This window comes from Kineosporia sp. R_H_3 (genome assembly GCF_002198675.1).
Taxonomy (GTDB): Bacteria; Actinomycetota; Actinomycetes; order Actinomycetales; family Kineosporiaceae; genus R-H-3.
On sequence record NZ_MWLL01000175.1, the window covers coordinates 22,383 to 46,283 of the forward strand.

The 23,901-nt window shown below is 74.9% G+C and carries 24 protein-coding genes; 11 read left to right on the top strand and 13 right to left on the bottom strand.

What is annotated here, in order from left to right; translation table 11 throughout:
• Nucleotides 1–27: 27 nt before the first annotated feature.
• The gene (locus ECOMGDLI_RS18950; protein WP_088318411.1) at nt 28–819 is read right to left on the bottom strand and encodes an ABC transporter ATP-binding protein; all 792 of its coding nucleotides are present in this window, start codon (nt 817–819) and stop codon (nt 28–30) included.
• 54 nt (nt 820–873) lie between these two features.
• Between ECOMGDLI_RS18950 and ECOMGDLI_RS18955 the strand changes: the two genes are divergently transcribed.
• Complete coding sequence (locus ECOMGDLI_RS18955) at nt 874–1,698, top strand: hypothetical protein (RefSeq protein ID WP_088318413.1); 825 nt, start codon at nt 874–876, stop codon at nt 1,696–1,698.
• 26 nt (nt 1,699–1,724) lie between these two features.
• On the opposite strand, the gene ECOMGDLI_RS18960 is transcribed toward ECOMGDLI_RS18955, so the two are convergent.
• A complete protein-coding gene (locus tag ECOMGDLI_RS18960; protein WP_088318415.1) occupies nt 1,725–2,420 on the bottom strand; it encodes an ATP-binding protein in 696 nt (231 codons plus the stop codon).
• A gap of 153 nt (nt 2,421–2,573) precedes the next feature.
• Between ECOMGDLI_RS18960 and ECOMGDLI_RS18965 the strand changes: the two genes are divergently transcribed.
• Entirely contained in the window at nt 2,574–2,873 is a 300-nt protein-coding gene (locus tag ECOMGDLI_RS18965) for a hypothetical protein (protein WP_088318416.1), read from the top strand.
• Here the strand turns inward: ECOMGDLI_RS18965 and glgA are convergent.
• Nucleotides 2,852–4,036, bottom strand: coding sequence for a glycogen synthase (glgA, locus tag ECOMGDLI_RS18970; RefSeq protein WP_088318418.1), 1,185 nt, complete (start codon nt 4,034–4,036; stop codon nt 2,852–2,854). The two genes, ECOMGDLI_RS18965 and glgA, sit on opposite strands and share 22 nt — an antisense overlap.
• Nucleotides 4,037–4,084: 48 nt before the next feature.
• On the opposite strand from glgA, the gene glgC reads away from it, so the two are divergent.
• From glgC to ECOMGDLI_RS19000, 6 genes are all read left to right on the top strand, one after another.
• The gene (gene glgC / locus ECOMGDLI_RS18975) at nt 4,085–5,350 is read left to right on the top strand and encodes a glucose-1-phosphate adenylyltransferase (protein ID WP_088318420.1); all 1,266 of its coding nucleotides are present in this window, start codon (nt 4,085–4,087) and stop codon (nt 5,348–5,350) included.
• The gene (locus ECOMGDLI_RS18980; RefSeq protein ID WP_088318422.1) at nt 5,350–6,150 is read left to right on the top strand and encodes an LLM class F420-dependent oxidoreductase; all 801 of its coding nucleotides are present in this window, start codon (nt 5,350–5,352) and stop codon (nt 6,148–6,150) included. The genes glgC and ECOMGDLI_RS18980 overlap by 1 nt, the downstream gene beginning before the upstream one ends.
• A 56-nt stretch (nt 6,151–6,206) precedes the next feature.
• Nucleotides 6,207–7,445 (top strand): phosphoserine phosphatase SerB, encoded by a 1,239-nt coding sequence (serB, locus tag ECOMGDLI_RS18985; protein ID WP_088318455.1) that lies wholly within the window; start codon nt 6,207–6,209, stop codon nt 7,443–7,445.
• Complete coding sequence (locus ECOMGDLI_RS18990) at nt 7,442–7,993, top strand: NUDIX hydrolase (RefSeq protein WP_088318424.1); 552 nt, start codon at nt 7,442–7,444, stop codon at nt 7,991–7,993. The genes serB and ECOMGDLI_RS18990 overlap by 4 nt, the downstream gene beginning before the upstream one ends.
• Before the next feature lie 370 nt (nt 7,994–8,363).
• Nucleotides 8,364–8,879 carry a pyridoxamine 5'-phosphate oxidase family protein gene (locus ECOMGDLI_RS18995; RefSeq protein ID WP_088318426.1) on the top strand — a complete coding sequence of 172 codons (516 nt, stop codon included), beginning with the start codon at nt 8,364–8,366 and terminating at the stop codon, nt 8,877–8,879.
• Nucleotides 8,880–9,047: 168 nt separating this feature from the next.
• Nucleotides 9,048–10,364 carry a glutamate-1-semialdehyde 2,1-aminomutase gene (locus ECOMGDLI_RS19000; protein WP_233153534.1) on the top strand — a complete coding sequence of 439 codons (1,317 nt, stop codon included), beginning with the start codon at nt 9,048–9,050 and terminating at the stop codon, nt 10,362–10,364.
• An 18-nt stretch (nt 10,365–10,382) separates the two neighbouring features.
• On the opposite strand, the gene ECOMGDLI_RS19005 is transcribed toward ECOMGDLI_RS19000, so the two are convergent.
• Nucleotides 10,383–11,138: a bifunctional 2-polyprenyl-6-hydroxyphenol methylase/3-demethylubiquinol 3-O-methyltransferase UbiG gene (locus ECOMGDLI_RS19005; RefSeq protein ID WP_088318427.1), complete on the bottom strand. Its 756-nt coding sequence runs from the start codon at nt 11,136–11,138 to the stop codon at nt 10,383–10,385.
• An 86-nt stretch (nt 11,139–11,224) separates the two neighbouring features.
• On the opposite strand from ECOMGDLI_RS19005, the gene ECOMGDLI_RS19010 reads away from it, so the two are divergent.
• Nucleotides 11,225–11,878, top strand: coding sequence for a phosphatase PAP2 family protein (locus tag ECOMGDLI_RS19010; RefSeq protein WP_158221065.1), 654 nt, complete (start codon nt 11,225–11,227; stop codon nt 11,876–11,878).
• On the opposite strand, the gene ECOMGDLI_RS19015 is transcribed toward ECOMGDLI_RS19010, so the two are convergent.
• The gene (locus tag ECOMGDLI_RS19015; protein WP_198954997.1) at nt 11,845–13,464 is read right to left on the bottom strand and encodes a right-handed parallel beta-helix repeat-containing protein; all 1,620 of its coding nucleotides are present in this window, start codon (nt 13,462–13,464) and stop codon (nt 11,845–11,847) included. The genes ECOMGDLI_RS19010 and ECOMGDLI_RS19015 overlap by 34 nt on opposite strands.
• Nucleotides 13,465–13,520: 56 nt before the next feature.
• Here ECOMGDLI_RS19015 and ECOMGDLI_RS19020 point away from each other — a divergent pair, with 56 nt between their 5' ends.
• Both ECOMGDLI_RS19020 and ECOMGDLI_RS19025 read left to right on the top strand, forming a co-directional pair.
• Nucleotides 13,521–14,846 carry a hypothetical protein gene (locus ECOMGDLI_RS19020; protein WP_198954998.1) on the top strand — a complete coding sequence of 442 codons (1,326 nt, stop codon included), beginning with the start codon at nt 13,521–13,523 and terminating at the stop codon, nt 14,844–14,846.
• 43 nt (nt 14,847–14,889) lie between these two features.
• On the top strand, nt 14,890–16,137 hold the full coding sequence (locus tag ECOMGDLI_RS19025) for a glycosyltransferase (RefSeq protein ID WP_143447784.1): 1,248 nt from the start codon (nt 14,890–14,892) through the stop codon (nt 16,135–16,137).
• Here the strand turns inward: ECOMGDLI_RS19025 and ECOMGDLI_RS19030 are convergent.
• The 8 genes from ECOMGDLI_RS19030 to ECOMGDLI_RS19065 are packed head-to-tail and all read right to left on the bottom strand — an operon-like array spanning nt 16,070 to nt 23,901.
• On the bottom strand, nt 16,070–17,377 hold the full coding sequence (locus ECOMGDLI_RS19030) for a polysaccharide pyruvyl transferase family protein (protein WP_088318433.1): 1,308 nt from the start codon (nt 17,375–17,377) through the stop codon (nt 16,070–16,072). The genes ECOMGDLI_RS19025 and ECOMGDLI_RS19030 overlap by 68 nt on opposite strands.
• Entirely contained in the window at nt 17,374–18,381 is a 1,008-nt protein-coding gene (locus tag ECOMGDLI_RS19035; protein WP_088318434.1) for a glycosyltransferase family A protein, read from the bottom strand. Before ECOMGDLI_RS19035 ends, ECOMGDLI_RS19030 begins: the two co-directional genes overlap by 4 nt.
• A 5-nt stretch (nt 18,382–18,386) precedes the next feature.
• Complete coding sequence (rfbC, locus tag ECOMGDLI_RS19040; RefSeq protein WP_088318435.1) at nt 18,387–18,962, bottom strand: dTDP-4-dehydrorhamnose 3,5-epimerase; 576 nt, start codon at nt 18,960–18,962, stop codon at nt 18,387–18,389.
• On the bottom strand, nt 18,959–20,122 hold the full coding sequence (locus tag ECOMGDLI_RS19045) for a methyltransferase C-terminal domain-containing protein (protein WP_198954999.1): 1,164 nt from the start codon (nt 20,120–20,122) through the stop codon (nt 18,959–18,961). The genes rfbC and ECOMGDLI_RS19045 overlap by 4 nt, the downstream gene beginning before the upstream one ends.
• Nucleotides 20,116–20,754 carry a PIG-L deacetylase family protein gene (locus ECOMGDLI_RS19050; RefSeq protein ID WP_088318437.1) on the bottom strand — a complete coding sequence of 213 codons (639 nt, stop codon included), beginning with the start codon at nt 20,752–20,754 and terminating at the stop codon, nt 20,116–20,118. Before ECOMGDLI_RS19050 ends, ECOMGDLI_RS19045 begins: the two co-directional genes overlap by 7 nt.
• Nucleotides 20,754–21,611: a glucose-1-phosphate cytidylyltransferase gene (locus tag ECOMGDLI_RS19055; protein ID WP_198955000.1), complete on the bottom strand. Its 858-nt coding sequence runs from the start codon at nt 21,609–21,611 to the stop codon at nt 20,754–20,756. The genes ECOMGDLI_RS19050 and ECOMGDLI_RS19055 overlap by 1 nt, the downstream gene beginning before the upstream one ends.
• A gap of 11 nt (nt 21,612–21,622) precedes the next feature.
• Nucleotides 21,623–22,852: a class I SAM-dependent methyltransferase gene (locus tag ECOMGDLI_RS19060; protein WP_088318439.1), complete on the bottom strand. Its 1,230-nt coding sequence runs from the start codon at nt 22,850–22,852 to the stop codon at nt 21,623–21,625.
• A complete protein-coding gene (locus ECOMGDLI_RS19065; RefSeq protein ID WP_088318460.1) occupies nt 22,849–23,901 on the bottom strand; it encodes an NAD(P)-dependent oxidoreductase in 1,053 nt (350 codons plus the stop codon). The genes ECOMGDLI_RS19060 and ECOMGDLI_RS19065 overlap by 4 nt, the downstream gene beginning before the upstream one ends.

Below are 23,901 nucleotides of genomic sequence, written 5' to 3' on the forward strand. Positions count from 1 at the left end.
ATCCTGCGGCCGCCCCGGAGGCGACCGTCACCCGTCCAGACGAAGGCGTGCGGCGTACCGGTTCCCGACCCGCTCCACATCGAGCGGGATGTCGAACGTCGCCGTCAGCGTATCCGCCGTGATGGTCTCCTCGACCGGGCCGGCGGCCACCACCCGGGCCTGGCGCAGGAGCAGGGCGTGGGTGAAGCCCGGGGGGATCTCCTCGACGTGGTGCGTCACGAGGACGAGCACGGGCGAGCGCTTGTCGCCCGCGAGCTCGGAGAGGTCGCGGACCAGGGTCTCCCGGCCGCCGAGGTCGAGACCGGCGGCCGGCTCGTCGAGCAGGACGATCTCCGGGTCGGTCATGAGCGAGCGGGCGAGCTGGACGCGCTTGCGCTCGCCCTCGCTCAGGGTGCCGAAGGTCCGCTCCGAGAGGTGCGCGACGCCGAAGGCGGCGAGCAGGTCCTCCGAGCGGCGGTGGTCCTGGGTGTCGTACTGCTCGCGCCAGCGCCCCGCGATCGCGTACGCCGCGGTGAGGACGACGTCCCCGACCTTCTCGTTCGCGGGCAGGCTCTCGGCGAACGCGGCGCTCGACAGCCCGATCCGGGGCCGCAGCTCGAAGACGTCGACCTTGCCGAGCTGCTCGCCGAGGATCGACGCCGAGCCCTTCGTGGGGTGCATCCGCGCACCGGCGATCTGCATGAGGGTCGTCTTGCCCGCCCCGTTGGGGCCGAGCACCACCCACCGCTCGCCCTCGCGCACCGTCCACGTGACGTCGTCGAGAAGTGTCGCGCCGTCGCGCACCACGCTGACGCCGATCAGGTCCAGGACCTCCCGCATGGGGCGAAACCCTAGGGCACGCGGCGCGGGCCCCCGGCACCTACCCTGGCTCTCGTGCTCGACGTCCCCCGTTCCGCCCGGCTCGCCGCCTGGGGCAGCGCCGTGCTCGCGGGCCTGACGGACCGCGACCGGGCGGTCCGCGCGGTCGTCCGCAGTGACGAACCGCACGGGGTCGAGGACCCCGACGCGCACGCCGTGCCGCCCGCCGCCGCCTTCGCGGGGGCACCGCTCGCGCTGGCCGACCTGCTCGACGGGCTGGCGGCGCACGGCGTCCCCGGGCTGCGCGCGGTGCTGCCGGCGCCGGGCGACGTCCTCGGCCTGCCGGGACCGCCCGCGCTCAACACCCTCGCCCTCGACGCCGGGGAGGCGGTCCTCACGGCGGCGCCCGACCCGGGGCCGGGGGCGGCCCCGCCGAGCCTGGCCCTGCTGCCCGTCGTCGAGGAGTTCGGCTCGGCGTGGGAGCCCGGGGCGCTCGTCACGTGGCGCGTGCTGCCCGCCGGGCCGCGCCGGGTCGACGCCGCCGGCAGCCTCGGCGAGGCCGAGCGGGCGCTCAAGGAGGCACTCCGGGAGGCGACCGAGGAGCTCGCGCGGCTCGACGTCGCCCGCTGGCGCGACGACGCCGCCGAGGCGATCGCCGCCGTCCGGGACGGCACGCTCGTGCCCGACGCGCTGCCGCCGTCCGCACCCGCGCGCGCGGTCCGGGTCCTCGGGACCGCGGCCCGGCTGCGGGCGATCGTCGACCTCGCCGTCGCCGACGACGGGGCGGCGGTCACGGGCTACGAGGCGACGCGGCGGGCCCAGGCGCTGCGCGGGCTGGACGGCGTCGCGCGGCACGCGATCGTCGCCGCCGTCAACGCCGTCCTCGAGCCCCGCACCTGACGCCCCCAGCGGCCGCACGCGACCGCTCAGCGGTCGAGGACCGCCCAGACGAGCTTGCCCTCCGGGTGCCGCGGGAGGACGCCCCAGCGGCTGCACAGGGCGTCCACGAGGACGAGCCCGTGCCCGCGTTCGTCGCCCTCGGCGGGCGTCCGGCGGACGAGCGGGTCACGGCTGCGGTCGCCGACGGTGACCTCGAGCCGGTCGGGCCGCCGGGTCACCCCGATGTCGACCTCGGTGCCGGCGTGCACGACGGCGTTCGTCACGAGCTCGTCGAGGACGAGCGCCGCGACGGCGACCTCGTCGAGCCGGCCCCAGCCCTGCAGGACCGCGGTGAGCCAGCGACGCGCGACCCCGGGGGCGTGCAGGGTCGGCTGCAGCCGGATCGACGCCCGGTCGGTGGCGGGCAGCCGCCGTGGCGCCGGAGCCTGCGCGAGGTCCGTCACCACGGTGAGCCCGGAGCCGCCGTCGGCCTGGATCCGGGCCCGGACCGGGTCGTCGACGAGCACGACGAACGGGCAGTCGGGCCAGCGGCGCAGGGTCTGCGCGATCTCGGGGAGCACCGCGAGGGCGGCTGCGTCCCGGACCCCGCCGCGCAGGTCGCAGACGACCATCGGCGGTTCGTCGGCCGCCGCCCGCAGGAGCTCCAGGCGGAGCCTGGGCACCATGTCGTCGCGAAGCTCCTCGTGCGGACGCACGACGACGACGCCGCCCCGTTCTGCCATCGCCTGTCGGACCTCCCGCCGTACCGAGCAGCCTCAACCCTGCGGCAGGGCGCGCGACCTGTCCAGCGCAGGTGCGGGCCGCCCGCCTCCTCCGTCCGGATGATTCCGCATGATCGATGCATGACTGCATGCGACCCGGGGAACCCTTGCAGTGTGCCGACGATCGACGACGATGCACGCGGTGTGCTCGACCGCCTGCTCCTGCTGGCCCTCGAGGACGCCGCGGACCGCACCTACCGGTTGCACGCCGGTGCCCCGGCGCAGTTCGTGAGCGAGGTGCTGTGCGCCGAGCTCGAGGTCGACGGGTTCCTCGACCGCGGTGACGGCCCCCGGCTGTCCGAAGGGCTGCGCGCCGCCGTGACGCGCGCGGCCGCCGAGATCTCGGCCGGACGGCGCCCGGGCGGTGTGCTCCCGCAGAGCCGGACCGAGTCTCAGCCCAGCACCGAGCGGTAGACCTCCACGGTCCGGTCGGCGATGGCGTCCCAGGAGAAGTGCTGCTCGGCGCGCAGCCGCCCCGCCCGGCCCATCTCCCGCGCCCGGGCCGGGTCGCCCGTCACCTCGGTGAGCGTGGCGGCCAGGTCGGCGACGAACTTCTCCGGGTCGGTCGGGGTGCCCGTCCCGTCCTGGACCTGCTCGATCGGCACGAGGCGGCCGGTGACCCCGTCGTCGACGACCTCCGGGATGCCGCCGGTGGCGGTGCCGACGACGGCCGCCTCGCAGGCCATCGCCTCGAGGTTGACGATGCCCAGCGGCTCGTAGACCGACGGGCAGACGAACGTCGTCGCCGCGGAGAGCACCTGGCAGAGCTCGGCCCGGGGCAGCATGCGCTCGATCCAGACGACGCCGGTGCGCTCCTTCGACAGCTCGGCGACCAGCCCGCTGACCTCGGCCATGATCTCCGGGGTGTCCGGCGCGCCCGCGCAGAGCACGAGCTGGACCTCCGGGGGCAGCAGCCGGGCCGCGCGCAGCAGGTAGGGCAGCCCCTTCTGGCGGGTGATCCGGCCGACGAAGACGATGCTCGGCCGGTCCGGGTCGATGCCGAGCGCGCGGACGGCGTCCGGGTTCTCGTCCCGCACCCAGCCGTCGAGCTCGATGCCGTTGTGGACGACGACGACCTTGTCCGGGTCGACCTCCGGGTAGCTGCGCAGGATGTCCTCGCGCATGCCCGCGCTCACGGCGATGACCGCCGCGGCCCCGAGGTACGCCGTCCGCTCGGCCCAGGACGACAAGGCGTAGCCGCCGCCGAGCTGCTCGGCCTTCCACGGCCGCAGCGGCTCCAGGCTGTGCGCGGAGAGCACGTGCGGGACGCCGTGGAGCAGGCCCGCGAGGTGGCCGGCGAGGTTGGCGTACCAGGTGTGGGAGTGGACGACGTCCGCCCCGCCGCAGTCCGCGGCGATCGCGAGGTCGACGCCGAAGGTGCGCAGCGCCGGGTTGGCGGCGGCCAGCCCCGGCAGGTCCGGGTAGCCCGTGACACCCTCCTCGACGACCGTCTCGCCGAAGGCCCGGACCCGGACGTCGACGCGGCCCCGGAGCACGGCGGCGAGGTTCTCCACATGGACGCCGGCGCCGCCGTAGACGTTCGGCGGGTACTCACGGGTCAGCAGGTCGATGCGCACGCATGTCACCGTAGTGCGACAGCCCGCGGACGCCATAGGGTCAGCGCCATGGCGACTGGGAGTCGGGGTACCAAGAAGGCGGTCAGGGTCCTGGCGATCGTCCTCGCCGGCGGCGAGGGCAAGCGGCTCATGCCGCTCACGGCCGACCGGGCCAAACCCGCCGTGCCCTTCGGGGGTGTCTACCGGCTGGTCGACTTCGCCCTGAGCAACCTGGTCAACGCCAGGTACCTGCGCATCGTCGTCCTCACGCAGTACAAGTCGCACAGCCTGGACCGGCACATCTCCCAGGGCTGGCGGATGTCGACCCTCATGGGCAACTACATCGCCCCGGTCCCGGCCCAGCAGCGCGTGGGCAAGCGCTGGTACCTCGGCAGCGCCGACGCGATCTACCAGAGCCTCAACCTGCTGCGCGACGAGAAGCCCGACATCGTCGTCGTCGTCGGTGCCGACCACGTGTACCGGATGGACTTCGGCCAGATGGTCCAGGCGCACATCGAGAGCGGCGCACCGTGCACCGTCGCGGCGATCCGGCAGCCGATCAGCCTCGCCGACCAGTTCGGCGTCATCAAGTCCCACCCCGAGGACCCGCGCCGGATCGAGGCGTTCCTCGAGAAGCCGAAGAACCCCGAAGGCCTCGCGGACGCGCCCGACCAGGTGCTCGCCTCGATGGGCAACTACGTCTTCGACGCGGACGCCCTCGTCGAGGCCGTGACCCGGGACGCCGACCTGGAGACGTCCAAGCACGACATGGGCGGCGACATCGTCCCCGACTTCGTGTCGCGCGGCGAGGCCGCGGTCTACGACTTCATCGAGAACGACGTGCCGGGCTCCGACGAGCGCGACCGGGACTACTGGCGCGACGTCGGGACGCTCGACGCCTACTTCGAGGCCCAGATGGACCTCATCTCCGTGCACCCGGTCTTCAACCTCTACAACTACGAGTGGCCGATCTACACCCACCTCGGGGCCTGGCCGCCGGCGAAGTTCGTGCACGGCTGGCACGGCCGGATCGGGCACGCCGTGAACTCGATCGTCTCCCCCGGCTGCGTCGTCTCCGGTGCCCTCGTGGAGAACTCGGTGCTCTCGCCGAACGTCGGGGTGCACTCCTGGGCGACCGTGAGCGACAGCGTCCTCATGGACGACGTGGAGATCGGCCGGCACGCCGTCGTCCGGCGGGCGATCCTCGACAAGGGCGTCGTCGTCCCCGAGGGCGCCCGGATCGGGATGGACCCCGACGAGGACCTCGAGCGCGGCTTCACCGTCACCGAGTCCGGGATCACGGTCGTCGGCAAGGGTCAGAAGGTCCCCGTCTGATGGCACGTCCGGTCCGGATCGGCGTGCAGCTGCAGCCGCAGCACGCCGACTACGCCGAGATCCGCCGCGCCGTCGCCGAGGCCGAGGAGGCCGGGGTCGACGTCGTCTTCAACTGGGACCACTTCTTCCCGCTGTACGGCGAGGCGGACGGCAAGCACTTCGAGTGCTGGACGATGCTCGGCGCCTGGGCGGAGGCGACGTCCCGGGTCGAGATCGGCGCGCTCGTCACCTCGGTCGGCTACCGCAACCCAGAGCTGCTCGCCGACATGGCCCGGACCGTCGACCACATCAGCGGCGGCCGGCTGCTGCTCGGCATCGGCGCCGGCTGGTTCGAGCGCGACTACGCCGAGTACGGGTACGCGTTCGGCACCCCCGGGTCGCGGCTGGGCGACCTCGAGCAGGCGCTGCCGCGGATCGAGCGCCGGTGGGCGGCCCTCAACCCGGCCCCGACGCGCAGGATCCCGGTGCTCGTCGGCGGCGGCGGCGAGAAGAAGACGCTGCGCTACACCGCCCGGCACGCCGACATCTGGCACGGCTTCGGCGACCCGGACACCCTGGCCCGCAAGCACACCGTCCTCGACGAGTGGTGCGTCACCGAGGGCCGCGACCCCGACGAGATCGAGCGCTCGGCGTCCGCCGCGGACAAGGCCCCCGACGAGATCGGTGAGGCGCTGCTGCGCGTCGGCACGCGCCTGGTCACCCTCGGGCTCACCGGGCCGAAGTACGACCTCGGACTCACCCGGGACTGGGTCGCGTGGCGCGACGACGTGAACCGGCAGCAGGCGGCGGTCGGGGCCTGAACCGCCCGTCGGCAGGTCGCCGATAGCCTTCCGGGGTGACCGCCGCACCGACCGACCTGCCCGTCCCCGCCGTCCCGCCGCAGCCCGCGCACGACGCCCGCACCGTCCTCGTGACGGTCACCGGACCCGACCGGCCCGGCGTGACGTGGGAGGTCTTCGAAGCCGTCGCGGTGCCCGGGGTGGAGGTGCTGGACGTCGAGCAGGTCGTCGTCCGGGGCAACCTCACCCTCGCGGTGCTGCTCACCGCGGGCCCCGACGAAGGCGCCCTCATGGCCGCCGCGCACGCCGCCGGCGCGCGGCTCGGGATGACCGTCACGTGCATCAGCGGGCACGGCGACAACGCCCCCCGCAAGGCGGGCCGGCTGCACGTGACCGTTCTCGGGGCCCCGCTGCTGCCGAGCGCCGTCGCCTCGATCGCCGGCCGGCTCGCCGCGCGCGGCGCGAACATCGACCGGATCCGGCGGCTGTCCCGCTGGCCGGTGACGACGGTCGAGTTCGACGTCTCGGGCGACGACGTCCTCGTGCTGCGGCGCGAGCTCGCCGCCGAGGCGGTCTCGCACCGCGTCGACATCGCCGTCTCCCCCGCCGGCCTGGCCCGCCGCGGCCGCCGCCTCGTCGTCATGGACGTCGACTCGACGCTCATCCAGGACGAGGTCATCGAGCTGCTCGCCGGGCACGCCGGCCGCGGGGCCGAGGTCGCGGCCGTCACCGAGCGGGCGATGCGCGGCGAGCTCGACTTCGCCGCGAGCCTGCACGAACGGGTCGCCTGCCTGGCCGGGCTCCCGGAGTCGGTGCTCGCCGAGGTGCGGGCCGCCGTCCGGCTGACGCCCGGCGCCCGGACGCTGTGCCGCACGCTGCGCCGCCTCGGCTTCACCCTCGCCGTGGTCTCCGGCGGCTTCATCGAGGTCGTCGGCCCGCTCGCCGAGGAGCTCGGCATCCAGCACGCCCGGGCGAACCGTCTCGAGGTCGTCGACGGCGTCCTCACCGGCCGCGTCGTCGGCGAGGTCGTCGACCGCGCCGGCAAGGCCGCGGCGCTGCGCGCCTTCGCCGAGGCCGAGGGCCTGCCGCTCGAGCGGACCGTCGCGATCGGGGACGGAGCCAACGACCTCGACATGCTCGCCGCCGCCGGTCTCGGCGTCGCCTTCAACGCCAAGCCCGTCGTGCGGGCCCAGGCCGACACCGCCGTCAACGTGCCCTACCTCGACGCCGTGCTGTACCTGCTCGGCATCCCGCGCGCGGACGTCGAGGACGCGGACGACGCCGACGGCACGGGGGCCGCCACCGATGGTCCGTGAGCCGGTCGCCGACGCGGTCTGGGCCGCACGGCTGCCGGACGTCTTCGCACCCCCGTGAGATCGGGTACGCGGCGGCACGGGTCCGGGCGACGACCTCGGCCGTCCGCGAGAGCCTCGTCTCCCGGCTCCACCTCGTCGCGCTGACCGCCGCGGGCGGGGTGCTCGTCTGTCGCACCGCGGACGGCCGGATGTTCCTGCCCGGCGGCACGAAGGAGGCGGGCGAGTCGCTCGACGCCCTGGCGCGCCAGGAGCTCGCCGAGGAGGCCGGCGCGGAGCTGGTCTCGCCGCTGCGGCGCTTCGCCGGGTACGAGGCGACGAGCAGCCTGCCGCGGCCGTACCGGCCCCACCAGCCGCACCCGGTCGCCCACTGGGGCTACGCCGTGGCGGCCGCGCGGGTCGTCGGCCCGCCGACGTGTCCCCCGGACGCCGAGCAGGTCGTCGAGGTCCTCGCTCTCGACCCGGCCGAGGCCGTCACCCGGCTCGCGGACCCCGACCCGCTGCACGCGGGAATGCTGCGCCTCGCGCTGGCGATGAGGCTGGTCGGCTGACGATCTCCGGCGATCGCACCCGGTCGGGTGCGGCGTCGTCGTCGGTCCTGCGGGTCGTGGCGCTTGCGTGACGGCGTCCTCTGGCGGGGTACGCACCCCACCGGGGTGCGTCCTCCGGTGTCGAACCCACGTCACGTCGTCCTGTGGTGCGTTCTCGACGCCACCACGCACTCTTGGGGTGCTCTCCGCACCAGAGGACGGGCCCCCCTGCTCCTTCCTGTGCGTCCCGCACCAGAGGACGGCCGGGCACGACGTCGTCGCGCCGGAGAGCGCGCTCGTCGTGCAGCGCCGGGTGCGAGCTCCCGCGTGCGGGCCTGAGAGCGGTCGCCCGGGACGCACCTGTCGGTGGTCGCGCCTACGCTTCCCGGACATGACGGACATCACTCCTGCCCCACGCATCGACCGTCCGGTCTTCCCGGAGGGCTACGGGATCCCGGACACGACCGACGGCCTGCTGCCCTGGTCGGACGTCGAGGCCCGGCTCGTCGCCGCGACGGCCTACTGGCTCGCCACGACCCGGCCCGACGGCCGGCCCCACGTCGTCCCGCGCTGGGGCGTCTGGCTCGACGGTCGCTTCTGGTACGACGGCGCGCCGACGACCCGGCACGCGGTGAACCTCACGACGAACCCGGCCTGCGCGCTGCACCTCGAGAGCGGCACGCAGACCGTCATCGTCGAGGGCGAGTCGCACCCCGCCCGGGCCGACGCGGACGACCTCGGCGCACGGCTCTCCGCCGCGTTCGTCAAGTACAAGGACCAGGGCTACTCCCCCGGGCCGGACTCCTGGGCCGGTGAGGACGGCGGTGGACTGCGGGTGCTCACGCCGCACCGGGCCCTGGCCTGGTTCAGCTTCCCGGGGGACGCGACGCGCTTCCGGTTCCGCTGACCCGGCGAGCGGGACCTCCGGCCCGGAGCACTCCTCCCGAAGCCCCCGGACCGCCTGCCGCACGGTGAATTCTCGTCGACGCCCCGACCGCCGGCGGTGCGCGCGTGATGGACTGAGGTGCACGGGCGGGGGCGCGGAAGGGGCGGTCCGGTGGACGCTGGCACAGCAGTGGGACGACGGGTCTTCAGCGAGTCGGTGCGGCTCGGCAAGCAGCTCGACGAGCTGGTGCCGGGCGGGGCGCACACGTACGCCAAGGGGGCGGACCAGTACCCCCAGGACATGGCCCCGGTCGTCGACCGCGGCCTCGGGGCGCACGTCTGGGACGTGGACGGCAACCGGTACGTGGAGTACGGCAGCGGGCTGCGTGCCGTCGCGCTCGGCCACGCGCACCCGCGGGTCACCGAGGCGGCCGCGGCGGCGATGGCCCGCGGCACGAACTTCTGCCGACCGAGCGCGCTCGAGGCGCAGGCGGCCGAGACGCTGCTGTCCCTGCTGCCCGGCGCGGACATGGTCAAGTTCGCGAAGAACGGTTCCGACGCGACGACGGGTGCGTTGCGGCTCGCGCGTGCCGCGACCGGCCGGGACCTCGTGGCGGTCTGCCGCGACCACCCGTTCTTCTCCGTCGACGACTGGTTCATCGGGACGACCCCGATGCACGCGGGGATCCCGGAGTCGGTCCGGGCGCAGACGCTGACGTTCCGCTACGGCGACCTCGACGACGTCCGCCGCCTGCTCGAGACGCACCGCGGCCAGGTCGCGGCGCTCTTCCTCGAAGGGGTCACGCAGACCGAGCCGCCCGCCGGCTGGGCGCAGGGCCTGCGGGCGCTGTGCGACGAGCACGGCACGCTGCTCGTCGTCGACGAGATGATCAACGGCTTCCGGCTGGCGCTGGGCGGTGCGCAGGAGGTCTACCCCTACCGGCCGGACCTCTCGGCGTTCGGCAAGGCGATGGGCAACGGCTTCGCGGTCTCGGCCCTCGCCGGCCGGCGCGAGCACATGCGACTCGGCGGCGCCGTCGACGACGCCGACCGCGTCTTCCTCCTCTCCACGACGCACGGCGCCGAGACCCACGGCCTGGCCGCCTTCCTCGCAGTCGTCGACGTGTACCGCGGCGAGGACGTCATCCGCCGGCTGCACGCCACGGGCGAGCTCCTGCGGGCCCGGGTCACCGACGCGCTGCAGGCGGCCGGGGTCGGCGAGCACGTCAGGCTGCTCGGGCTGCCCCCGAACCTCGTGCACGCCACGCTCGACGCGGACGGCGAGCGGTCGCAGGCCTTCCGGACGCTCTTCCTCGCCGAGCTCCTGGACCGGGGCGTCATCGCGCCCTCGTTCGTCGTGAGCGCCGCGCTCACCGAGGACGACGTCGCCGCCACCGCGGACGCCGTGCACGAGGCGGGGCTCGTGTACCGGCGCGCGCTGGACGAGGGCGTGGCCCGGTACCTGCGCGGCCGGCCGGTGCGGCCCGCGATCCGCGCGCGCGGCTGAGCGGCGCGACCCGGGATGTCAGGCGTCCGGTGCGTCGTCCGCGACCGCGTAGACCGACACGTGCGACGTGCTCGCGGCGTCGAACGGCCGGCCCGCCCAGTCGGCCGTCCGGGCGACCCGCCGAAGACCGGCGGCGATCGCGAGGGCGTCGAGCTCCGACGGCCAGACGTAGCGCAACCGGTTGGGGCGCAACGCGACACCGCCCGCGTCGAGGACGACGTCCTGGGTCCGGATCACCTGGGCCACCGGGTCGTGGGTGCCGAGCCTGAGCACCGCCGAGGTCTCGTCGAGGGCTCCGACGGTCACCTGGCGGCCGCCCGACCACCGGGCGGGGTCCGGGACGAAGGCCTCCACGACGAGCAGGCCGTCGTCGGCGAGGTGCCGGCGGGCACCGCGCAGGCAGGCCAGCTGGGCGGCCTGGTCCGGGAGCAGGAAGAGGGTGCTGAAGGCGACGAGGACGACGTCGAAGCGCCGGCCGAGCGCGAGGTCGGTGAAGTCCGCGAGGACGACCTCGACGGCGTCGGCGCCGGGGCGGTCGCGCAGCCGGTCGAGCATCTCCGGGGAGGCGTCGACCCCCGTGACCGTGAACCCACCCGCGGCGAGCGGCACGGCGAGGCGGCCGGTCCCCACCCCGAGCTCGAGCAGCCGCCGGCCCGGGAGCAGCCCGGACAGCATGGCGACCACGACCGCCACGTCCTCGCGGTTCTCGAAGAGCCGGTCGTAGTCAGGCGCCCAGAGCCGGCCGTACCCGCCCGGGTCGCCCGTCGCCCCCATGTCGTCCTCCCGTCGGGCACCTGCGCACCCGTCGGTCCCGACGCTAGCGCGACCCCGCCCGGCACCGGCGCCGGTTAGCCTTGAGCGTGATCCCCGAGCCCGCACGGCGGCGTCGCAGCGCGCTGGTCGCCGTGCCGGCGTGGGCCGGGTACCTCGCCCTGGCGGTGCTCGCGACGGTGGCCCCGCGCAACGGGTTCGACGTGGCCGTCCGGGACGTCGCCAGGCCGGGGGACGACTGGGGCCCGGCGCAGCAGCGCTGGGACGTGCTGCAGAACGCCCTCCAGCCGGTCGTCGTGCTGGGGCTCCTCGTCGCCGTGACGCTCTGGGCGGTCGTCCGCCGGCGGAGCCTGCGTCCCGCGCTCACGACGGCCGTGGCCGCGGTGTCCGGGGTCGCGGTCGTCGCCGTCTCCAAGGCGCTCGTGGCCCGTCCGGACGCCTTCTCCGCGCCTGGTGTGCCGAGCGGGAGCTTCCCGTCCGGGCACACCTTCACCGCGGTGGCGTTCCTCGGCCTCGCGCTGCTCGCGGTCCGGCCGCGTCCCCCGGCCTGGGCCTGGGGCGTCGTCCTGCTCCTGGGGGCCGGCATGGGGATCTCCCTGCTGGTGCAGGGGGTGCACTGGGCGACGGACGTGCTCGCCTCGCTGCTCCTCGGGGTGGCCTGCCTGGCGACCGTCGTCGCGACCGGGGCGTCGGACGGGGCCGTCGAGGGTCAGCCGAAGGTGCTGCCGGCGTCCTGGCGATAGGGCGCCGCGCGCCACTGGTCCGCCGTGAGGTCGCGGGACGCGTCGAACGCCGTGAAGTGCCAGGGGCCGGTGTACCGGTTGGCGCGCCAGACGTTGCGCTGCGCGAACGTGACGGCCGACTGGACGACGTCCCCCTTGTACGGCGAGTTCTCCGGCCAGGTCCCGTAGTTCGAGAAGACCGCGTTGCGCCCGCACAGCGAGGTGGTGCAGCCGACCGCCTTGCGGGAGAAGACGAAGTCGTTGTCGCGGACGGCGACGTTCTGCGTCCTGAAGCGCTCACCGAACACACGCCGGAACCACGGGCAGGTCGCGGTGACGTCGCCGTCCTCGTCCGCCGGCCGGCAGAACCTGTCGGCGTTCTCCCAGAGGACGACGCCGTCCCAGTTGTCGCGCAGGTAGTTCCCGACGATCTCGGAGCGCGCGAACCGGTCGCCGGCGCGGGCGTCCCCGCCCGCCTCCGACACGTAGACCGCGCCGACGGGGAAGGCGTCCCCGGCCTTCTGGAACTGCCGGCCCTTGACGATCGCGTTGCGCAGCATGACGTTGTCGGCGATCCGGAAGTTGAAGCTCACCTCGTAGAAGACGGCCTCGTTGTCGTTGCCCTCGATCCAGTTGCCCTCGATCCGCACGTCCCTGTTGTTCGTGTCGGCCCACAACCCGGCGCCCCGGTTGTCGTGGACGTAGTTCGCGGTGAGCACCGCGGTCTCGGTGGCCCACAGCTTGCCGCCGCCGGTGCAGCCGCAGCCGTCGCGCAGCCGCTCCCAGTCGTCGGTGTTGTTGCCCCAGATCTCGTTGTGGTCCAGGACCACGTCGCGGACGGCGGTGTCGCCCTGCGCGGCGAACGCACTGAACCCGTACTGGCCGTTCTCCGACAGGCAGTTCCACGACGTCCGGCTGCCGCTGCCCAGCATGAGGGCGGCACCGTCGTTGTCGGTGAGCGTGGAGCTGCGGACGGTCCAGCCCGCCCCGCGGTCGTGGTTGACGACGCCCTCGTCGTTGTTCGACCGGCCGGTCCCGAAGCCGCGGATCGTCAGGTGCTCGATCGTGACGTCACGGGCGGTCTGGGTGAACGCGTAGAGGTTCTTCCGCCGGCCGTCGAGCACGGCTCCCGGGGCACCGACGAACGTGGCGCCGTCCCCGGGGATGATCTGCGCGAAGGCGTCGTCGCCGAGGGTGTGGGCACCGGGCGCGAACCAGAACGTGACCCCCGGCCGGGAGAACGTGCCGTCGGCGACGAGCGCGCCGTTGTCCCCCGCCGGGACGGTCAGCGCGCCGGGCGGCGGCGTCGCCGGGCCGTCGAGCACACCGGCGTTCCCGCAGACCCGCGCGGGTGGCTCCGTCGGGCGCGCGCTCCCCGGCCGCGCGGGGATGCCGGGGCCGGTCGGGCCGGAAGCGCTCGGCGACGCCGTCGTGGGACCGCCCCCGGCGGCCGTCGTCGACGGTGTCACGGCCGGTGCCGCGGCCGGTGCGTCGTCCCCGAGGGCGGTACGCCAGACGACGACGCCCGCCGCGAGCGCCACGACGAGCGCCGCGGCCAGCAGGGCACCGGACCGGTCGGGCAGGCGTCGACGTGGCGCACTCGTCACTGATATCCCCCGCGTTCCGAAGCGGATCCAGGGGCTCCGCTGGGAGAATTCACTATATGTCCGGGCCTGCGGCACCGACGCCGGGACGAACCTCCCGCGGGGGGCTCGTCGCGACGGTGCGCGGCAGCGCCGGCCGGCTCGGCTGGGGGCTGGCGGACCAGGCCGTCTCGAGCCTGACGAACTTCGCGGTGACGCTCGCCGTCGCCCGGACCCTGACCCCCGTCGAGTTCGGTGCCTTCAGCCTCGCCTACGTCACGTACGCCTTCGCGCTCAACGCCTCGCGCGGACTGGCCACCGACCCGCTCATGGTGCGGTTCAACCACGCGGAGGGGGACGTCCGCCGGGCGGCCGTCGCCGGCAGCACCGCGACCGCCCTGACGATCGGGCTCGTCCTCGCCGCCGTCGTGGGCGTGGTCGGCGTGCTGCTCCCGGGGCCGGCCGGCGGGTCCTTCCTCGCGCTGGCCGTCGTGCTGCCCGGCCTGCTGCTCCAGGACAGCTGGCGTTACGTCTTCTTCTCCGGCTCGACGGGCGGCCGGGCCCTCGTCAACGACCTCGTGTGGGCCGCGGCGCTCGTCCCCGGCGTCGCCGTGCTGCTCGCCACCGGGGCCCGCAGCGCCGCCTGGTTCGTCCTGGCGTGGGGCGCGGCCGCCGCCCTCGCGGCGGTGGTCGGCGTGGTCCAGGCTGGTGTGCTGCCCGCGCCGGGGGCCGTCCGGGGCTGGCTACGGACCCAGCGCGACCTGGGGCTGCGCTACCTCGCGGAGGGGACGGCGTCCGCGGGCGCGACCCAGCTGCGCAGCTCGGCGGTCGGCGTCGTCCTCGGGCTGTCGGCGGTCGGGTACGTCCAGGCGGCCGCCACCCTGATGGGTCCGGTGACGCTCGTCATGGTGGGCCTCAACCTCGTCGTGGTCCCGGAGATCGCCCGCGTGATCCGCCGGGCGCCGCGCCGGGTGCCGCTGGCGTGCCTGCTGTTCGGCCTGCTGCTCGCGTCGGCGACGCTCGCCTGGGGCGCCGTCCTGCTCCTCGCGCTCCCGCGGGGGCTCGGCGAGGCGGTGCTCGGCGACATCTGGGCCGGCACGTACCCCGTGCTGCCGCTCGCGGTGCTGGCCTCGGTCGGCGGCAGCCTGCAGTCCGGCGCGGGTGCCGGCCTGCGGGCGCTCGGTGCGGCCCGCCGGAGCCTGCGCGCGATGCTCGTCGGCATGACGGTCTACGTCGCCCTCACCGTCGGGGGGGCGGTCGCGTTCGGGCTCACGGGCACGATGGCTGGTGCCGCCGCTGCGGCCTGGATCGGTGCGGCGCTCTGGTGGCGCGAGCTGCGCGCGGCGGCGCGGGAGCACGCCCTCGACGAGACGGCTGCCGGGGCGTCCGCCCCGGCAGCACCCTGAACGGTCGCGCCCGCGCACGGGCGCAGTGAGGACGGTGGTCGACGTGGACCTCACCGGGACGTCGCCGGCGGACGAGCGGGGACGCTACCGCCCGGCGGACGGCGCGGACGGCGCCCTGCCCCGGGTGCCGCTCGTCGTCGCCACCACCCTGCGCCCCGAGGGCATCACCGGCGTCCACACCCACTTCACCCAGCTCCTCGCGCACCTCGCCGGGACGGCTACAGGGACGGCTGCCGGGGCCGGGGCGACGCTGCTCACCCCGTTCTCCTGGGGCGGGCCGCTGCGGGTGCCCGTCTTCGGTGCGCGCTTCGCCCTGGACCGGGTCTCCCCCGCCGCCGGCGTCGCCTGGTACCGCGCGGGCCACGAGGCGTTCCTGCGCCGGGCGCTGCGCCGGTACCTGCGCTCGCACGGCGACTGCGTCGTGTACGCGCAGTGCCCGCTGTCGGCCCGGGCGGCCCTGCGGGAGCGACTCGGTCCGCACCAGCGCGTCGTCCTCGCGGTCCACTTCCGCGTCTCGCAGGCCGACGAGTGGGCCGACAAGGGGCTGGTCCCGCGCGACGGTCGGGTCTTCCGCGGCATCCGGGACCTTGAACGGGCCGTGCTGCCCCGGGTCGACGGGCTCGTCTACGTCTCGCGCTGGGCCCGGGAGGCGGTCCTCGACTGGCTGCCCGAGGCGGCCGCGGTGCCGTCCGCCGTCGTGGACAACTTCGTGACCCCGTACGAGCCGGCCACCCCGCCGGGGCCGCTCGCCGACCTCGTGACCGTGGGCAACCTGGAGACGGTGAAGAACCACCGCTACCTGCTCGAGGTGCTCGCGGCCGCGGGCGCCCGAGGCCGGCGGGTGACCCTCGACGTCTACGGCGAGGGACCGGAACGGGCGGACCTCGAGCGCCGGGCGAGGCAGCTCGGCGTGGCGGACCTGGTGCGCTGGCACGGGTTCCGGCGCGACGTGCGGGACCGGCTGCCGGGGTACCGGCTGTACGTCCACGCCTCGTACTCCGAGTCGTCGTCCCTGGCCATCATGGAGGCGATGGCGGCCGGGCTGCCCGTCGTGGCCGGGGACACCGGTCCGCTGACGGAGCTCTTCGACGACGGGGTCGAGGGCCGGCTGTGGCCGCTCGACGACGCCGCGGCCGCGGCCGGCGTCCTGCTCGGCCTGCTCGACGACGAGCCGGCCCGGGAGCGCGCGGCGCAGGCCGCCCGGCACCGGTTCGCCCGCGACTTCACGGCCGCGGCGGTGGCCCCGCGGCTGCTCGACTTCGTCCTCGGGGTGCCGGCCCGCGGCCGGTGACCGCCGGCCCCGGGGGCGGCGCGTCCCCCGGCGGTGCGACGAACGCCGAGAGCTCCTCGAGCTGGACGGCGACCCCGCGGGCGGCGACGGCCCGGCGATCGCGCAGGGTCGCGACGACGGCCTCGCGGTCGGCCTGCAGCCGGTCGAACTGCTCGACGAGCAGGTCCACGTCGAACGTCGCGACCGGCTGGTCGAACCCCGGCCGCATGAGGTCGGCCATGAGGTCGGCGCTCTTGCGGGCGTACCAGACGGCGATCGTCGGCCGGGCGAGCGCGAGCCCGCAGACGACGTTGTGGAAACGGGTCGCGACGACCGTGCCGGTCCCGGCCACGACAGCGGTCAGGGCGTCGTAGTCCGTGACCGGCACCGACCGGAGCCGGGCCGCCGGCAGACCCGGCCGGGCCTCCCGGACCGACTCGTCGACGCGCTCGGCCACTGGGACGTCGCAGGCGTCGCCCACGACGAGCCGGACGTCGTACCCGTGGTCGACGAGGTGGAGGACGAACCGGACCACCTTCGCGGCGTACGCGTCGAGCACCCGGTCGGCCGCCGCGCGGTCGTCGTCGTTGCCGCCGTGGTACGCCATGACCCCCACGCAGACCAGCCGCGGGTCACCGGCCCCGGCGTCGGGCACCGGCCGGCCGAGGACCAGGTCGGGGTGCACCGGGTCGTGCGACACGTCGATCCCGCGGCGCCGCATCGCGTCCCGGGAGCCCTCGTCGCGGTAGGAGCGGTAGCCGGCGCGGCGGGCGAGGACGTCCAGCAACCGACGGGTGAGCGGCCGGGCCACGTCGTCAGCGCCGACCCCGACGAGCGCCAGCGGCGTGCGCAGCAGGCCGCAGCACAGCCCCAGCAGCGCGAAGGCGTAGGGCGCCTCCCAGGGGCGCATCGGAAGGCTCGCCTCGAGCACACCCATCCCGGGCACGAGGACGACGTCGTGCCGGCGCACCCAGCGCGCGGTGCGCCACGCGTCGGCGACCTTGCCGGCACCGAGCGCGAGCAGGTCGAACGGTCTCGGCAGCCGGCGCGACGGGACCCACGACGACACCGTCGCGTCGAGCCCGTAGCGGGCGCGGACCTGTTCCGGCGCAGGCGTCATGACGTCGACGACGGCGTCGGGGTGCCGGGCCCGCAGGTGCGCGAGGACGACGTCGAACGAGGCGTCGTTCCCCAGGTTGCCGGTCCCGATGAGGCCGTAGACGCCGACCCGGACGCCGCCGCCGCGCCCGCGGTCGGTCACGGCGCGTCCGGTCCCCGGCCGGCGACGAGCGCGTCGACCGGGATCCGCGGGAGGTCCTGCTGCGACGGGGCGGGCTGCGCGGCCGCGCGCCGCCGGGTGCCGTCGACGACCCGGGGCACGCGGCTCGCGAGCCAGCCCGCGAGCACCGCCCGGCAGCGGCGGCGGTCCCGCGCCGACAACGGGGCGCGGCCGATCGCCCGGACGTACCCGAGGACGTACTCGCCGTAGAGCCGGGCCACCGGGTGCCGGAGCGGGTCCGCGCGCCGCGGGTCGAGGTTCGCGCAGCGCGAGCGGACCGTGGGGTTGGCGTGCTCGGCCCGTTCGGGGTGGTCGCGGCGGAAGTAGAGCCAGTCCGGGTGCTGGTGGAACGGCCCCTGCAGGCCGAGGTCCACCACCCACACCTTGTCCGCGTAGTAGTAGCTGTCGTGCGGGGCCACCCGGCGCATGACGGCGGTGCGGACGACGCCGTAGCAGTCGTCGGCACGGATCACGCCGTGGTCGGCGACGGGGTCGCCGTCCTGCCCGGCGTTGCCGTAGAGCATGCTCCGCAGCCGGACGGCGGGGTCCGGCGAGTCGGTCCGCAGCGGGTAGTCGAGGGCCTGGGTGACCCGGCCCTCGCCGTCGACCGCGGCGGTCCACGAGTGCGCCATGACGATCTCCGGGCGGGCGTCGAGGGCGTCGACGCACACCTTCAGCAGGTCGCGGGCGTAGAGGTCGTCACCGGAGGCCCACTTGAAGAGCTCGCCACGGGCCAGCCCGACGACGAGGTTGTGGTTCGGGGCCGCACCGATGTTCCGCGGCTGCCGCACGTAGCGGATCCGGCGGTCCTGGCCGGCGAAGTCGTGGCAGATCCCGGCGGTGCCGTCGGTGGAGGCGTTGTCCGAGACGACGAGCTCGAAGTCGCCGAAGGTCTGGCCCAGCAGCGCCTCGAGCGACTGGGCGAGGTAGTGCTCGCCGTTGTAGACGGGCAGCCCGACGGTGAGGCGGGGGGTGGCGGTGGTCATGACGGTCAGTCCTTCGGGCCGGGGTGGGGGAACCAGTCGCCGAGACGGCTCTCGACGTCCCGGAAGGCGGGCGCCGCACGGTCGCGCGGCGAGAGGTCGGCGACGGGCAGCGGCCACACGACGCCGAGGTCCGGGTCGTCGTAGCGGATCGCCGTCTCGCAGCCCGGCGCGTGGACCCGGTCGATCCGGTAGCAGACGTCGGCCACGTCGCTGAGGACCTGGAAGCCGTGCGCCAGACCGGCGGGCAGCCACACCGACCGGTGGTCGGCGTCGTCCAGCCGCATGCTCATCCAGCGCCGGAAGGTCGGTGACCACGGCCGCAGGTCGACGGCGACGTCGAGCACCGCCCCCGACGCGCAGCGGACGAGCTTGCCCTCACCGCCGTCGGTCCGCACGTGCAGCCCGCGCAGGATCCCGTGCCGCGAACGGCTCTGGCTGTCCTGCACGAGGCTCGCCGGGTCGAGGCCGTGCTCGGCCGCGACGGCGGCGTCGAACGTCCGGGTGAAGAAGCCCCGCTCGTCGTGGATCGGGGTCGGCTCGAACACGAGGGTCCCGGCGAGCGGGCCCGGACCGGCCTTCATCGCGCCACCTCCGGTGTGCGTTCGTGGACGGACGGGATGGGCAGCACGTACCGGGCGCCCCAGCCGCCGTCGGCCTCCAGCGCGCCGACGACCTCGTCGGCGATGTCCCACGTGAGCACGAGGACGACGTCCGGCCGTGCGGCGACGAGGTCGGCGACCGGCCTGACCGGCACCCGGACCCCGGCGATGCTCCGACCGTGCTTGAGGGGCGAGGCGTCCACCGTGAACCCGAGGAGGTCCGGTCCCACGCCCGCGAGCCCGAGCAGCACCGCCGCCTTCGACGGGGCCCCGTAGCCGAGCACCAGACGCCCCGCGGCCCGCTCGGCGACGAGCAGGTCGTGCAGGCCCGTCGCCGACGCCCGTGCCTGATCCCCCAGCCGTTCCAGGCCGGAGCCGTCGTGCAGTCCTGCGGCGCGTTCGCGCCGCAGGACCTCGTCGACCGTCCCGTCCGGCCGGTGCGCGGACGCCTCGCGGGCGAGGACGACGCGCAGGCTGCCGCCGAAGACGGGCTCCGCGACCGCCCGGACGACCCGCAGGCCGTGCCGCCCGGCGAGCCGGTCGACGGCGGTGAGCGAGAGATACGACCAGTGCCCGTGCCGGACGGTGTCGAACTGGGACTGCTCGACGAGCGGCAGCAGGTGGTGGTGCTCGACGACGAGCAGCCCCTGCGGGGCGAGGGCCGCCGCGAGGAGCGCCAGCGCCCCGGCGACGTCCTGCTCGTGGGCGAGCGCGTGGACGTCGACGACGAGGTCCGCGGGCCGGCCCTCCGGCGCCGGCAGGCAGCCGTGGCCGGCCAGCGCGTCGAGCCACGAGCCGCCGTGGTGGCTGCAGAACTCCCGGACGGTGCAGCCGACGAGCCCGGGGTGGTCGGCGAGGACGTCGTCGACGACCCGGCGGGCGTGCTCGCGGCTCGTCGCGGACTCGACGGCCCGGACCGTCTCCTCCGGCGGCGGCTCCACCGGCCCGAGCTGGACGAGCGCGCAGTCCGGGCACGCCCACAGCTCGAGCGGCGTCCTCGGGTCCGGGCCGGGCGCGTCCGGCAGCGGGAACGCGTCGCTCGCCGGCTGCGGCCCGAGGTCGGCGACCCGCCGGGGCCGGGCGCCGCCGCATCCGCGGCAGCGCGGGGCGTCAGCCCCGACGGGTCTGATCGTGGTCACCACGACAGCACCGCCTTGGTGAGGTGGAAGGCCTCGGCGTACCGGGCCCGGCACTCCATCCCGCGGATCCTCGCGAGGCCGAGGAACATCTCCTCGTCCCACCAGTCGCGTCCGGTCTGGGAGGGGTAGGCCTTGTCGAGCAGGCGCACCTTCTCGTGGGCGGTGTCCTCGTCGAGCGGCACGTAGACGGTGGGGCGCCCGAGGTCGCCGTCCCACTTGGGGATCTCGTACGACAGCACGAGGTGGTCCCGCCACAGGGTCGGCGCCATCTCGGCGACGGTCCGGTGGTCCTGGTGGGCGTCGTCCGGGCGCGGTGCGAGCACGAGGTCGACCTCGACGTCCGCGGCCACCGCGGCGAGGAGGTCCTTCGCCTCCGCCCAGGCCGCGGGCAGCCGCCCGTCGGGCAGGTCGTACGTGCGCACGTCCACCCGGCAGCCGGCGAGGAACAGGTCGGCCGCCGCCCGGGCCTCGGCCCGGCGCTGCGCCGTCCCGGTGAGGACGACGACGGTGACGGGCAGCCCCGGGAAGCGCCGCGCCAGCTGCAGGAGCGTGCCGCCGCACCCGATCTCGACGTCGTCCGGGTGCGCGCCGAGCGCGAGCACCCCGCGCGGCCGCCCGGTCGTCAGCGGCCACATCAGCGGGTCACCGTGAGCATCTCGCCGTGCATCGTCTCCAGCGGCAGCGCGACCGCCGTCCGGTCCGCGACGGGAGAGCCGTTGTCGCACCACAGCTTCCACGGGGCGTGCCCGCTGCGGTCGAGGTCCTCGAGGAGGCTGCGCTCCTTGAGCGTGTCCATGGGCGCCCAGAAGCCCGTGTACCGGACGGCGGCGAGCCGGCGGCGTTCGGCGAGCCGGACGAAGGCGTCGCCGACGAGGTCCTCGCCCTCCCCCAGGACGTCGAACACGCCCTGGCGCAGCACGAAGTACCCGCCGTTGAGCCACAGCGGCAGGTCGGCGGCCGAGCTGATCCGGTCGACCCGGCCGTCCTCCGCCACCGCCACGGTGTGGAAGGACGCCTGCGGCGGCACGGCGAGCAGGCTCGCCGTGGCGTCGGAGGCGACGAAGTCGTCGACGATGCGGTCCATCGGCGCGTCGGTGAGGACGTCGCCGTAGTTCGCGAGGAAGACCTCGTCGCCGTCGAGCAGGTGCCGCACCCGCCGCAGCCGCTCGCCGATGCTCGTGTCGATGCCGGTCTCGATGAACGAGATCCGCCACTCGGAGATGTCCGAGCGCAGCAGCTCGATCTCGCGGCCGCCGCGGGAGAGCACGAAGTCGTTCGAGTGCGTCTCGTCGTAGTTCATGAAGTACTGCTTGACCGACGCGCCGCCGTAGCCGAGGCACAGGATGAACTCGGTGTGCCCGAAGTGGGCGTAGTACCGCATGATGTGCCACAGCACGGGACGGTCGCCGATCGCCATCATCGGTTTCGGGGCGGTGTCGATCGACGAGCGCATCCGCAGGCCCAGGCCTCCGCAGAACAGCACGACCTTCATGACGTTCCTCCTCAGAAGATCTCGGCCCGCGGGATCGGGACGACCAGCCGGCCGCCCCACTCCCGCACGTACTCCAGCTGCGGTGCGATCTCCTGCCGCAGGTTCCACGGCAGGACGAGCACGAGGTCGGGCTTCGTCTCGCGCAGGCGTGCCGGGTCGTGGACGGGGATGTGCGTCCCCGGCAGGAACATCCCCCGCTTGTACGGGCTGCGGTCGACCGTGTACGGCAGCAGGTCGCTGCGGATGCCGCAGTGGTTGAGCAGGGTGTTGCCCTTGCCCGGCGCGCCGTACCCGGCGACCGTCAGGCCCTGCCGGGACGCGTCGACGAGCAGTGCGAGGAGCTCGCGCTTGACGTCGAGCACCGCGGTCGCGAACCCGTCGTGGCCCTCGACCGTGTGCAGCCCGGCGGCCTCCTCGTCGGCGAGCACCTTGCGCACCGCGGCCGACGGCTCCGCTGCGGCGACGGAGGGCCGCGCCATGACGCGCAGCGAACCGCCGTGCGTCGTGAGCTCCTCGACGTCCACGACGACGAGGTCCGCCGTCGCGAGCGCGGCGGCCGCCGTCCGCAGGGTGAAGTACGAGTAGTGCTCGTGGTAGATCGTGTCGTACTGCCGGCCCTCGATGAGCCGCAGCAGGTGCGGGAACTCCAGCGACACCAGGCCGGTGTCCGCGACCAGCGCGCGCAGCCCGCGCGCGAAGTCGAGCAGCTCCGGGGTGTGGGCGAAGACGTTGTTGCCGACGACCAGGTCCGCGCGGCCGTGCTCCTGCGCGATCTTCGTGCCGGTCACCTCGCCGAGGAAGGTCACCTCGGTCGGGATGCCGCGCCCGCGCGCGACCTCGGCGATGTTCGCGGCGGGCTCGACGCCGAGGGCCGGGATGCCGCGCGCCACGACGTGCTGGAGCAGGTACCCGTCGTTGCTCGCGACCTCGACGACGAGGCTGTCCGGGCCCAGGTCCAGCCGGGCGGTCATGTCCGCCACGAAGCGGCCGGCATGCGCGACCCAGCTGTCGGAGAACGACGAGAAGTACGCGTAGTCGGAGAAGACCTCGACGTTGTCGACGTAGGCGGGCAGCTGCACGAGCAGGCACTCGTCGCAGATCCGCACGTGCAGCGGGTAGAACGTCTCCGGGCGGTCGAGCTGGTCCTCGCGCAGGTAGCTCTCGCACGGCGGCGACGAGCCGAGGTCGACGAACGTGCGGGTCAGCGTGGCGCCGCAGAGCCGGCAGACGGGCGCGCTCACCGCGACACCTCCGGCGCCGCGACGGCGGGCTGCAGGCGCAGCAGGTCGTCGACGAACCCGGCGTCGAGCAGCTCCTGGATCCTGCGCAGCCGCACGAACCGGGAGGAGCCGAACTCGTGCTCGGTCATCCCGTGCCGCGCGTACGCCGCGGCCAGCTCGCGGGCGCCGTCCGCGACGCTCATCCGCAGGCCCAGGTCGGGGAACGTCTCGCGCAGCTTGGCGAAGTCCACCCGGTAGTCGCGGCGGTCGGGGCCGGCGCCGGGCGCGAGCGTGACCCGCGAGCCCGGGACGGTGTGCGCGACGATCTCCGCGACCCGGCCGATCTGGAGGTTGTCCTCGTCGCGGCCGACGTTGAAGGCCTCGTCGTGCACCGTCTCCCGGGGGGCGCCGAGCACCGCGAGCACGGTGCGGGCGATGTCGCCGACGTGGACGAGCGGGCGCCAGGGCGTCCCGTCGCTCTCGAGCCGGACCAGGCCGGTGGTCATCGCGACCCCGACGAGGTTGTTCACGACGATATCGAGCCGCAGCCGCGGGGACGCGCCGTACGCCGTCGCGTTGCGCAGGTACGTCGGCGTGAAGCCGTCACCGGCGAGCGCCGAGATCTCCTTCTCCGCCAGCGCCTTGGTCTCGCCGTACGGGGTCACCGGGTGCATCGGCGCCAGCTCGTCGACGGCCTCCGAGCCGGCCGCGCCGTAGAGGCTGCACGACGACGCGAAGACGAAGCGCTCCACGCCCGCGTCGCGGGCGGCGCGGGCGAGGTTCACCGTGCCGTCGAGGTTGATCGAGAACGTCGCCGCCGGGTTGAGGTGCCCGAGCGGGTCGTTGGACAGCGCGGCGAGGCAGACGACGGCGTCGAACCCGGTGAGGTCGGCCGCGGTCACGTCCCGGATGTCGGTGCGCACCCCGGAGAACGGCTCCGGGCCGCCCTCGAGGTCGCAGCCCTCGTACAGCCCCGTGTCGAGGCCGACGACGTCGTGCCCCGCGGCGCGGAGCATCGGGACCGTCACGGCGCCGATGTACCCCCGGTCGCCTGCGACACAGATCCGCAT